The organism is Ligilactobacillus acidipiscis DSM 15836 (assembly GCF_001435755.1).
GTDB classification, from domain to species: domain Bacteria; phylum Bacillota; class Bacilli; order Lactobacillales; family Lactobacillaceae; genus Ligilactobacillus; species Ligilactobacillus acidipiscis.
Map to the genome: position 1 here is coordinate 1 of NZ_AZFI01000045.1, position 12433 is coordinate 12433.

General features: G+C 37.6%; 11 protein-coding genes. All 11 read left to right on the forward strand.

All coding sequences use genetic code 11. The annotated features are described in order from the left end of the window. The first annotated feature begins 257 nt into the window (after positions 1–257). The 11 genes from FC65_RS04835 to holA all read left to right on the forward strand — a co-directional run bounded on the left by FC65_RS04835 (position 258) and on the right by holA (position 12391). Positions 258–539: a DUF1507 family protein gene (locus FC65_RS04835; RefSeq protein WP_010494601.1), complete on the forward strand. Its 282-nt coding sequence runs from the start codon at positions 258–260 to the stop codon at positions 537–539. A 10-nt stretch (positions 540–549) separates the two neighbouring features. Continuing rightward, a complete protein-coding gene (locus FC65_RS04840) occupies positions 550–1743 on the forward strand; it encodes an FtsW/RodA/SpoVE family cell cycle protein (protein WP_056971767.1) in 1194 nt (397 codons plus the stop codon). Positions 1744–1804: 61 nt separating this feature from the next. Further along, positions 1805–5263: a pyruvate carboxylase gene (locus tag FC65_RS04845; RefSeq protein WP_056971768.1), complete on the forward strand. Its 3459-nt coding sequence runs from the start codon at positions 1805–1807 to the stop codon at positions 5261–5263. Positions 5264–5295: 32 nt separating this feature from the next. Further along, positions 5296–5580 (forward strand): YlbG family protein, encoded by a 285-nt coding sequence (locus FC65_RS04850; protein ID WP_010494588.1) that lies wholly within the window; start codon positions 5296–5298, stop codon positions 5578–5580. A 16-nt stretch (positions 5581–5596) separates the two neighbouring features. Continuing rightward, positions 5597–6166, forward strand: coding sequence for a 16S rRNA (guanine(966)-N(2))-methyltransferase RsmD (rsmD, locus tag FC65_RS04855; protein WP_056971769.1), 570 nt, complete (start codon positions 5597–5599; stop codon positions 6164–6166). Continuing rightward, positions 6163–6645, forward strand: a complete 483-nt coding sequence (gene coaD / locus FC65_RS04860; RefSeq protein WP_056971770.1) for a pantetheine-phosphate adenylyltransferase — start codon at positions 6163–6165, stop codon at positions 6643–6645. The genes rsmD and coaD overlap by 4 nt, the downstream gene beginning before the upstream one ends. Beyond that, the gene (locus FC65_RS04865; RefSeq protein ID WP_056971771.1) at positions 6638–7654 is read left to right on the forward strand and encodes a SepM family pheromone-processing serine protease; all 1017 of its coding nucleotides are present in this window, start codon (positions 6638–6640) and stop codon (positions 7652–7654) included. The genes coaD and FC65_RS04865 overlap by 8 nt, the downstream gene beginning before the upstream one ends. 75 nt (positions 7655–7729) lie before the next feature. After that, positions 7730–8467: a helix-hairpin-helix domain-containing protein gene (locus tag FC65_RS04870; protein ID WP_010494574.1), complete on the forward strand. Its 738-nt coding sequence runs from the start codon at positions 7730–7732 to the stop codon at positions 8465–8467. Positions 8468–8581: 114 nt separating this feature from the next. Continuing rightward, complete coding sequence (locus FC65_RS04875; protein ID WP_010494573.1) at positions 8582–9076, forward strand: ComE operon protein 2; 495 nt, start codon at positions 8582–8584, stop codon at positions 9074–9076. Positions 9077–9213: 137 nt separating this feature from the next. Further along, a complete protein-coding gene (locus FC65_RS04880; RefSeq protein ID WP_162257047.1) occupies positions 9214–11370 on the forward strand; it encodes a DNA internalization-related competence protein ComEC/Rec2 in 2157 nt (718 codons plus the stop codon). Continuing rightward, positions 11360–12391, forward strand: a complete 1032-nt coding sequence (gene holA, locus FC65_RS04885) for a DNA polymerase III subunit delta (RefSeq protein WP_056971773.1) — start codon at positions 11360–11362, stop codon at positions 12389–12391. The genes FC65_RS04880 and holA overlap by 11 nt, the downstream gene beginning before the upstream one ends. The last annotated feature ends 42 nt before the right edge of the window (positions 12392–12433 follow it).

Genomic DNA, 12433 nt, shown 5'->3' on the forward strand with positions numbered 1-12433 from the left:
CTATCAGTACCAAATATTATAGAACCGGAATAATTCCTAGTCTCTTTTTTTGTTTCTAAATAGTGTTAAGTTTTACAAAACGTTTAAGAATTAAAAACGTTGATATATAACCTTTTTAATACAGTTGAATTCAGATATAGTGTATAATAAGTAAGTCAAGTTAATGTTTTTTTAGCAACTATAATTAATTAAACTGAACTTTTTTAAGATATAATTGTATGTGATATAATTGCCCAAGTGGTGAAAGGAGAGAAGAAATGAAGCAGGCGGTAAGTAAAAAAGATGCATTAGCTATTTTACAAGAAAGTGCTGATAGTATTCGTCAGTTGATCGGCAATCAAAAATACGCTTTGTGTTTAACTGATTGTCCCGCGTTTGATGATGTTGCTGACACTCGTATTTATGGTTTTTCTTGTCAGGTTCAATTTGCTGTTTCTTGTGGTTTGTTGACTAATGACGAAGGGGAGCAAATGGTGACCACTTTGGAAAATGACCTCGAGATGATCAAACAAGAAGCTGTCGATCGTTCTGCTCAGTGATAAGTATGAAATGAAAAAAATTAAAGAAAAAATACAATACTTTGATAATTATCTTTTTATCCCATACATTATCCTTTGTGTAGTTGGGATCATAATGGTTTATTCGGCTAGTTCGATCAATCTTTCCTATGGGGGATTAAAAGCGGATTCCTATTTATGGAAACAGTTGATTTTTGTGATAATTGGAGTTTCAGCTTTATTGGTCGTCTGTCATTTGAATCCGCGCTGGTGGGCTAATTCTAAGTTTATATTGATCAGTTATGTTATTTTGATACTTTTGTTGGGATTTGCATTGTTTTTTACAAATCCGATCAATGGCGCTCGTGGGTGGATCAATTTTGGACCTGTTAGTTTACAACCAGCTGAGTTTTGTAAATTATATTTTGCTTTGTTTATGGCTCGCCTGATGTCCTTGCGAGAAAAAGGCTTTGAAAATGGTGTTTATTACAGTACTGGTTCTAAAATCAAACCTTACCTCTTAGTCGGCTTGATGTTGTTCTTCATTTTGGTAGCTCCGGATTTTGGCGGTTTTACTATTAATTTGATGGTTATTCTAGTCATCGCTACAGCATCTACCAATAATGGCCGATTATCGTATAGGAAAAGAACGGCTATTTGGTCTGCAATTGCTCTAGTATTATTGGGTGCAATTCAGCTTTTACGTCTGGGCAATCCTCTTGGCGGTACAAAATATGCGTATATGTACGCGCGCTTCCAAGCTTTCTTTGACCCGTTTTCGGTAGCGGATTCGTCAGGTAAACAACTGGTAAATTCGTATTACGCTATTAGTAACGGCGGTCTTTTGGGGCTTGGATTGGGTAATAGTATTCAGAAACGCGGATACTTACCAGCACCGTATACGGATTTTATTTTGTCAGTGATCAGTGAGGAGCTAGGCTTTGTGGGTACCGTAGTGATATTAGGTTTATTATTTTTTATAATTGCAAGGATCTTTTTAATCGGGATCAGGTCACAGAATACTTATAATACTTTGTTTTGTTATGGTATTGGTTCTTTTATGCTGGTTCAGTCTTGCTTTAATATTGGCGGTGTTCTAGGATTATTGCCGATCACCGGTGTTACTTTGCCGTTTATCTCCTATGGGGGTTCAAGTATGATAGTTTTGTCGTTATCCGTTGGAATGGTCATGAATATCGCTGCTAACCAGAATCGTGGCATGGAGATCGATATTACTGAAAAATAGGTAGTTCGCTTGAATGAGTGTCGACTACATGAAAATTTAATTATGAAAGTGGTGGGAATAAATGGAAAAAGTTTTAATAGCCAATCGTGGTGAAATTGCTATTAGGATCATTCGTGCTTGTCACGAACTGAAGTTAAAAACTGTTGCTGTGTATGCCAAGGAAGACGAGTATGGGGTACATAGGTTTAAGGCTGATGAGGCTTATTTGATCGGGGCCGGGAAAAAACCGATCGAAGCCTATCTAGACATTGCTGACATTATCCGTGTTGCAAAGATGACTGGGGCGGACGCTATTCATCCTGGATATGGTTTTTTAGCTGAAAATGAAGAATTCGCACAGAGTTGTCAAGAAGCAGGCATTACATTTATCGGACCGACTGTTTCGCAATTACGCATCTTTGGTGATAAGGTGACTGCAAAACAAATTGCGACTAAGTCTGGACTACATACGATCCCTGGTACGACAGACCCTGTGACTTCTTTAAATGAAGTTGCAGAACTGGCAAGAAAGTTTGGTTATCCGATCATGTTGAAGGCTGCCTTAGGCGGTGGTGGACGTGGAATGCGGATCGTCCATAACGAAAAAGAATTAGAGACCAATTACAATCGAGCAAAAAGTGAGGCCAAACAAGCTTTTGGCAGCGATGAACTTTATGTAGAAAAATATTTAGATCATCCAAAGCATATTGAGGTCCAAATTTTGGCTGATCAACATGGACACGTTATGCATTTATTTGAACGTGATTGTTCTGTACAAAGAAGACATCAGAAAGTGATCGAATTTGCTCCAAGTTTGACTCTTAGTGAGCAAAGGCGACAAGAAATTTGCAATGCCGCAGTTGAATTAATGAAATCTGTTGACTATCAAAATGCGGGAACTGTCGAATTTTTGGTGACAGACTCGGATTTTTATTTTATTGAAGTTAATCCGCGAGTTCAGGTAGAACACACTGTTACTGAAATGATTACGGATATCGATATTGTCCAAACTCAAATTAAAATTGCTGCAGGTCAAGATTTGTTCTCAGAAATCGGTTTACCTCGACAAGAAGAACTGACAATGCATGGTTCGGCTATCCAATGTCGGATCACAACCGAAGATCCAGAAAATAACTTTTTACCCGATACAGGAAAAATTGAAACTTATCGTTCACCAGGTGGCTTTGGAGTGCGTTTGGATGGAGGAAATGCATATGCAGGAGCGACTGTCACACCGTTTTTCGATTCTTTATTAGTAAAGGCCTGTGTTCAGGCACGAACTTTTAAAGATGCGGTTAAAAAGATGACTCGCGTTTTGAATGAATTCCAGATCCGTGGTGTTAAAACTAATATTGGTTTCATGCTTAAAGTTTTGGCCCATCCAATTTTTTATACAGGCCAGGCACATACAACTTTTATTGATGATACTAAAGAATTATTTATTCCTGAAAAAGAACTAAATACAAGTAATATGCTGCTGAAATATGTTGGTGATATTACTGTCAATGGTTATCCAGGAATGCAAAGACACAAAAAAGTATATTTTCCAGAACCTCAACTCGATACTTCTTTGATCACAGGACAACCGCATAAAAATGCTAAAACTGTTTTAAAGACCTCTGGGGCTAGTGCAGTAGTTGATTGGATCAAACAACAGCCCAACTTGTTATTGACTGATACTACGATGCGTGATGCGCACCAAAGCTTATTTGCTACACGGATGCGGACGAAAGATATGGAACCGGTGATTGCTGCTTATGATCAGGCTTTTCCAGATATCTTTTCTGCAGAAGTTTGGGGTGGAGCAACTTTCGATGTTGCTTACCGTTTTTTGCATGAAGATCCATGGGAACGTTTAAAGCTAATGAATAAGAAGATGCCTAATACCTTATTACAAATGTTATTTCGCGGCTCGAACGCTGTGGGATATAAGAATTATCCCGATAACGTTTTGCAGGAATTTATTACGGAAAGTGCTCAGCAAGGTGTTGATGTTTTTCGGATCTTCGATAGTTTGAACTGGGTCGATCAGATGGAAAAAAGTATTCAGTACGTCAGAGATGCAGGAAAAATTGTAGAAGGTACGATGTGTTATACTGGTGATTTTTTAAGTCCTAATGAAGATAAATATGATTTAAATTATTTTGTTTCTTTGGCAAAAGATTTAGTTTCTGCTGGTGCTCAGATCGTGGCTGTCAAAGATATGGCGGGGCTATTGAAACCTAATGCTGCTTATGAATTGATCAGTGCTTTGAAAAATGAAATTGATGTGCCGATCCATTTGCACACGCATGATACAACCGGAAATGGTGTTGCTACGTATTTGCAGGCAACTAGAGCCGGTGTCGATATTGTAGATGTTGCCAGCAGTGCCTTGTCTGGTACGACAAGCCAGCCATCAATGACTAGCTTGTACTATGGGCTGACAGGAAATGAAAGACAGCCGAAACTCGATGTTACAGCTGCCGAAGCTGTTGATCGCTATTGGGCAGGGGTCAAGCCTTTTTATAAGGACTTTATGAAAAACTCAGATTCTGTACAAACTGACATCTATCAGACAGGTATGCCGGGAGGCCAGTATTCGAATTTGCAGCAACAAGCTAAAGCCTTAGGTGTTTCAGATTTTGAAGAAGTCAAAAAAATGTACCGTACAGTAAATGGGCTGTTAGGAAATATTATTAAAGTGACACCGAGCTCTAAGGTTGTTGGAGATCTGGCTTTGTTTATGATACAAAATAAATTGAATGCCGATAATATTTTAGAGAGGGGCCAAGAACTTGATTTTCCACAATCAGTGGTTGACTTTTTTGCCGGAGATATCGGTCAGCCAGTCGGTGGTTTTCCACCAGCTTTGCAAAAGGTCGTTCTGAAGGGAATAAAGCCTTTGACGGTGCGCCCAGGGAGTTTAGCAAAGCCAATCGACTTTGAAGCGATACAAAAAGAACTGGCAGAGGTCATTAAGAGACAACCTAGTCGATTAGAAGTTTTAAGCTATGTTTTATATCCAGATGTCTTTAAAGAGTATGAGCAATCAGCCAAACAATATGGTGCTGTTTACCACTTGGACACTCCCACTTTTTATCAGGGAATGCGTTCTGGTGAGACTGCTGAAATTTCTTTTGGTCATGGTCAGAGCATTATTATAAAACTTGATTCTGTTTCAAAACCAGATGATGTTGGTAATAGGACGCTCTTTTTCTCGGTAAATGGAGAAACTTCCAGGATTTTGATCAAAGATCAGAATTCTGCAAGTTCGAGTGTTACTGTGCCTAAAGCAGAGCCAACGAATCCTGAACATATTGGTGCGACGCTTAGTGGATCGGTACTTGAATTAATGGTTGAAAATGGACAAAAAGTCAACCAGGGTGACGAATTAGTAGTTACAGAAGCCATGAAGATGGAAACGACGATCAAAGCGCCGTTTGATGGCACTATTAAGCATACTTATGTTAAAAAAGGTGATTTGCTTGAGACAGGAGATCTTTTGTTAGAAATCAGTCAAGATAAGCAAAAAGGAGACCGTGAAATGCCTGAAATGTAAGTAATGTATGCAGTGTGAAAGGAGGAGTGCAGTTGCCTTTTGAAATTAAGCAACGCCAAAGTATTGTAGTATATTTGTATCATTTAAAGCAAAGCAAGATATTACGCAAATACGGTACTATTCAATATGTCTCCCGAAAGATGAAATATGTTGTTTTATATCTTGATCAGGATAAAGTGGCAGAAACCATGGAAAAAGTTGCAAAATTAAAGTTTGTCAAAGCAGTCGTCAAATCACCACGCCCAGAAATTAAACGGGATTTTCAAAATGGAGAGATTTATAAGATGACAGAAGAAGATCAAGATAAAAATAATTAATAACTTGGAGAAAAAGATGAGAGTAGTTGCAGGAAATTATAAGGGCAGAAGGCTAAAAGCCGTCAATGGAATGAAGACTAGGCCGACTACCGATAAAGTGAAGGAATCCATGTTTAATATTATTGGCCCTTATTTTGATGGCGGACATGTGTTAGATGTTTTTGCTGGCAGCGGTGCACTTGGGATCGAGGCAGTTTCGCGTGGGGCGGACCACGCGATTTTGATAGATCGTTCTTATCAGGCAATCAAAACGATTAATGAAAATGTTGCACTAACAAAAGAACCTCAGCGCTTTTCTGTAGTGAAGGGCGATTCTTTCAAAATCATAAATTCTTTGGCTGAAAAGCAGGAGAAATTTAGTTATGTTTTTTTTGATCCGCCATATCGTGAGCAAAAGATTGTTAAAATGATCCAGACATTAGTCAAGCTGCAGTTATTAGCGAAGAATGCTGTTATTGTGTGCGAAACTGATCAGAATGCTCATTTGCCAGTTGAATTAGCCGATTTTGATTTACTCAAGCAAGTTGATTATGGAATAACAGAATTGACATACTATGAATATAATGGTGGTGAAGATTTAAAATGATAGCTTTGTTTCCTGGAAGTTTTGATCCTTTAACCAATGGTCATTTAGATTTAATTTTCAGAGCTTCTAAAATGTACGATAAGATCATTGTTGCTATCATGACAAATACCTCGAAGAAACCTTTGTTTTCATCAGACGAAAAGCTGCGTTTGATTCAAGAGGATGTTGCTGAGATAGATAACGTTGAAGTCGTTGCTGTGGAATCGGACTTGACTGTTAACGTTATGCGTCGTTTAAATGCTTCTATTTTGGTTCGTGGTGTGCGTGATGTTAAGGATTTTGAATACGAACGTGAGATTGCTGCAATGAATAGTCGCTTGGATCCAGAGATAGAAACAGTCTTATTGTTGGCTCGACCTGAATATTCGTTTTTGTCATCGAGTATGATCAAAGAAGTCGGTCAATTTAATGGGAACATTTCTCAATTTGTTCCGGCTAATGTTGCTAAGTCTCTTCAAAAAAAGTGGGCTCATGAATAAAAAAATAAAATTTAAACTATGGCATCTGCTTGCTGTGAGCGCGCTTTTGATAGCTCTTTTTTTGCCATTGCCAGTATACATTGATGCACCAGGAGCTGCCCAGGATACTTCTTCTTATGTCAAGGTCAAAGGACACAGAGATAATACGCCAGGAAAGTTTATGTTGGTTTATGTCAAACAAGTTAAGGCAACTCCAGTCACGTGGGTACTTAGTTTTGCCAATAAATATGCCGACAGAGTGCCTGCGCAACAAGAAGTCGGTAATTATAGTGATAAAGAAATGCAACGTATTCAAACTTATTATATGTCATCTTCTATCGCTGAAGCTAAATATCGTTCGTTAACGATGGCAGGGGCTGATGTTAAAAGACGGTATATAGGACTTTACGTAATGTCGGTACTTAAAGATTCGAATTTTGCAGATAAATTAAGAGTCGGTGATGTAGTCACACGGGTAAATGGAAAACATTATAATAATTCATATGAGTACATTCAAGCAATCAAACAAATCTCTCCAGATCAGAAGGTCCGGCTAACTTATCTTCGGGGCAAAAAACAAAAAAATACTGCAGGCAAGTTGATTCGCTTACCGAATAGCAGCAGACATGGTCTGGGGATCACATTAACTGACAGGGTCAAGACTTCAAGTGATGTACCGATCACTGCTAATATGGAGGGGATCGGCGGACCATCTGCCGGCTTGATGTTAACGTTGCAAATGTATACTCAGCTTAGTCACAAAGACTTGCTTAGAGGCAGACAAGTCGCTGGAACGGGTACGATCGAGTCTGATGGCAGCGTTGGGCAAATTGGTGGTATTGAGCAAAAAGTTGTGTCCGCAAATAAAGCTAAAGCAGAAATATTTTTTGCTCCTAACAATCAGAAGTTAGGCAAACAAGATAACTATTTGGTGGCAAAAAAGACTGCGACAGAAATCAATTCTAATATGAAAATTGTTCCTGTTAAAAATGTGAATCAAGCAGTGTCTTATCTGCAAAATAACAAATAAATACGTAGAAAAAAGAGAAATTTGTAGCACAAATTTCTCTTTTTTGCGTATTTATGTTTGGAAAGGACAATGCCTATGGAAAAGATAAATGAAATTTGGGAAGAGCACAAGGACAAGATATTTCTCATAGTTATTAGTATTGTAATTTTATCAGTTTTGTTGTTGCCCAGGATCAAGGCAACTTCGTCCATTAATGGGGGTGACATGCAAGTACAAGGTCAGTCACAATCGAATTATGAACTAGGAGAAAATAGCAGTTCGAGTCAATTGGTATCTACAATGTCGGTTAATGAAGAGACAAATAGTCAACAAAAAATCAGAGTGGACGTTAAAGGAGCGGTAGTTCACCCCGGAGTGGTCACGATCAAGGCAGACCAAAGAGTAGACGCAGTGATTGAAAAATCAGGTGGAGTCACTAAAAATGCTGATCTCGATCAAGTGAATCTGGCTCATAAATTAACTGATCAGATGTTGATTTATATACCTGCTATCGGAGAGCAAGTTCAGGTCAATAGTCCAGTTTTAATTCGACAGAGCCAAGAAAATGAAGTGGATGAAAGTGAGAGATCTGCAGCAGAGACAACCGACGCAAATGAGGATCTTGCTGGAAAATCGGGCTCAAAGGTCAATCTAAATTCTGCGACTAAAGAACAATTGACAGAGTTGAATGGTATTGGAGATAAAAAAGCAGATCAGATAATTGCTTATCGGCAACAAAATGGTAACTTTAAGACAATTGATGACCTAAAAAATGTTTCAGGGATCGGGGATAAGATATTTGAAAGCTTAGCCGATCAAATTACTGTCAACTAATGCTCGTATTTTTAATCAATTTAAAGTGAGATATAAAAAGTTACTTTAAATTTGTCAAAAATTAAGAAGCCGGTATGTTATAATTGTTTCAAAAATAATTAGGAGTGCTTTGCTATGGTTAAAGTTAAAGAGAGGATCCCCTGGGATCAGTATTTTATGACACAGGCTGTTTTGCTATCTACAAGAAGTACTTGCAAGCGACTTTCAGTAGGTGCAATCTTGGTTCGAGACAAGAGAATAATTGCTGGTGGATATAACGGTTCTGTTTCGGGCGATGTACATTGTATAGATGAAGATTGCTATTTGGTCGATGGACATTGTGTCCGGACGATCCATGCGGAAATGAATGCTGTTTTGCAATGTGCAAAATTTGGTGTAGCAAGTGATGGAGCAGAAATATATGTAACTGATTTTCCTTGTTTGCAATGTACAAAGATGCTATTGCAGGCTGGTATTCGTAAAATTTATTATTTACGAAACTATCATAATGATCCATATGCAGTTTCATTATTAGAAAGAAAAAAGGTTGCAGTTCAGCATGTTGAAATCGATAAAAAATACTTGAATGATCTTTTTAATAATGAGCATTTTAACGAGCAGGAGAGTTAATAACGCGCCAGTATTGTTTCTTTCTTTTCAGTCTTGATGTTTTATTTTTGACTTTCGCTTTTTTTGCGCATTCTATTTTATGGTTTTTACTATTACTTTTATTGCAGTACCGAATTTGGAAAACAAAAGTCACAAAAATGTTTGTGTTTACTCTGATTATTTGCTTGACTTCGTTTTGTTATCTTAATTTGTGGCAACAAAAGATACAGCAGCAAACTGAAAAAGAACAGATCAGTGTAGTAAATTCCAAGTTATTTGTAGAACCTGACGAGTTTACAATAAATGGTGACCTTTTAAAGTTTTCAGCCAGGTGGCTGGGACAAAATCAGGATATTTTAGTCTATTATCGTTTTCATTCCAAAAAAGAAAAAGAGGAATTTGAAAAAATACAAGTTCCTTTTGTGGCTGAGACCACAGGAAATGTAGATTCAATCAAAGGACCCACGAATGATAATGAATTTGATTTCCGGCGTTTTATGTTAACCAAAAATATCTCAAATGAGTTGCAAGCTAAAAAGATGACTGTCTTACCGGTTTTAGGAAATGTGGGGATCAAGTACAGATTTAGCTCTTACCTACATGTTTTACGTAAAAAAATGATCGACCATTTAGAAAAGATTTCCCAGCCGCTAGGGTGGTTTACTCAAGTTTTATTGATTGGCTATCAAAGTGAAAGCTTCCAAGAGTCCATGGATCAAATCAACAAACTAGGCCTTTTATATTTATTTACTTTGTCTGGGATGCATGTTTACTATTTGGTCAATCTTATCAGATATTTAACTCGAAAGATGAGGGTCACTCAGGAAAACACAGATATCTTATTACTGTTCATTTTGCCGATCTATGGGATCATTGGCGGCGGGTCACTAGGCCTGTTACGGTCACTTTTAATGTCATGGTTACACATTTTTAGTCGTCGCTTTAGCTCGGTACCCTTGACTGGTATTGAAACATGGTCGTTGGTCTTGCTGTTAAATTTAATAGTGACTCCTGCCGCCATTTTTTCACTTGGCGCCCAGCTCAGTTATTTATTGACACTGATATTATTACTTGATCATCATAAAAATCAATTTATAGTTGGGCTAAAAATGGGCGGGTTTACGATCCCATTAGTTTTATGGCACACTTATACTTGGAATATTTGGACAATACCGTTGTCGATCATGATCGGACCAATTTTTGATTGGTTTATTTTCCCAGTTGTTATTATAGGAACATTTTTTTCGCCTTTAAGGGGTGTCTGCAATCAAGCATTGATCGTTTTGCAATGGTTTTTCGGTTGGAGCTCTGATTTACCAGGTACAATAATTTTTGGTAAACCACCGGTTTTATTTGTCTTTATCTGGCTGACTTTGATGCTATTTTATCAAATAACTGAACAAAAAATTAAACTTACTGTCTGTTTAATTTTGTCATATACTATTGCTTTTTGTGTGATTCATTTTCCAATTGAAAATGAAGTTACTTATTTTGATATCGGTCAAGGCGATTGTTCACTAATAAAAACTCGCTTTAACAAACAAATATATCTAATAGATACAGGTGGTAAATTAACCTTTAATACGGAAAAATGGCAAATTAGAAATAGCAGGACGAATGGTGAAACGGTTGTGGTAAACTATTTACACAGTAAGGGAATTTCTCGGATCGACCGACTATACTTGACCCATCAAGATACCGACCATGTAGGTAATTTTCCTAGTATTAGTAAAAATATTACGGTTAAGCAGCTGATGATCCCGGCTGGAATGGAAAAACTGGCTAGTTTTCAAAGACGGTTGCTTATTTCTAACGTTGATCCGCATGTTGTCAAGGCGGTCACAGATCAAGCATATCCAGGAAAAGGGCTAGATTTGATCCAAATTTTACATCCCTTTCAAAGCGGCGCTGGAAAAAACGAGGACTCTCTAGTTCTTTTATATCAGCTTTATGGCAAGAAGTTTTTGTTCACAGGTGATTTGGACCAAAAAAATGAACTAAAAGTTATTCAAAAGTATCCATCGTTAACCGCTGATGTTATGAAAACTGGTCACCACGGAAGTAAGACAGCTAGCGCACCAGATTTTATTGAACATTTAAAACCAAAATTGGCTATAATTTCAGCTGGAAGAAATAATAGGTACGGCCACCCAGATCAAGAGACATTGCTTACTTTACAAAAATCTGCGGTACCTTATTTGGTGACTGCTAAAAGTGGTATGATCAAAATCAGAACTACTTTTAAAGGAAATTTTAGTGTGCAAACATTTAATAACAATAATAACGAAGAGAAGAAGGTCAAACATGCAAGTTGAGGAAGCCATTAAAAATATCAGTAATGGGAAAATAGCCCCGGTATATGTCTCCTTAGGAACTGAAAACTATTTACAAGACAAGTTCAAAAACTTCTTATTGAGTTTGATTCCTGCTGATCAACAAGAATTTAATATAGGACGCTATGATATGGAAGTCGTTAATTTATCAGTGGCTTTAAACGATGCCATGTCCTTGCCTTTTTTTGGTGAATATCGGTTGGTGATCATTGATCGACCATATTTTTTAACTGGTATGCGACAAAAGAATTCACTTGATCATGACCTTAATGGATTGCTTAAATATTTGAAAAATCCTGAAACAGCAACCATTTTGGTTTTTACTGTCCCTTATCCAAAATTAGACGAACGTAAAAAATTGACCAAGCAATTACGGAAAGTTGCTGAATTTGTTGATTGTCAGCCTTTAAAAGAAAGAGAGGTCAGGAGTTTTGTCAGTTCTGTTTTACAAAAAAAGGGTTATCAACTGAACTCAGACGCACTTGACCTGTTGTTAGAGAGAACTGGGGCAGAATTGACTTCTATAATGAATGAGCTGCCAAAATTGTTGTTAGCAGCACAAGAAAGTAAAATAATTTCTTGGAGTGACGTTGACGGGTTGGTTGCGCGGTCATTTGAGCAAAATGTTTTTGACTTGGTAGATTTGGTCTTGAAACGCAATGTCAAGGATGCGTTGTCAATGTATCGGGATCTGCTATTGCAAAAAGAAGAGCCTTTGAAGATCAATGCGATTTTAGAAGGACAATTTAGATTGATGCTGCAAGCAATGATTTTGCGTGAGCACGGCTATGATCAAGGTAGTGTTGCCAAAGAGTTAAAGGCACACCCATATCGAGTTAAGTTGGCTTTGCGCAAAAATCGCCAATTCAAGCGAAAAGACCTGCAGGATGCTTATATAGGACTAGTGCATGTTGAAGAAAAAATGAAGTCTTCTTCGATCGACCCAGAATTATTATTTCAACTTTTTTTGTTGAACTTTAGTCAACATCGCAGTGTGGCATGACGGCTGATCAAAGCATATAAAAAACGTTACTCAACTTTGAGT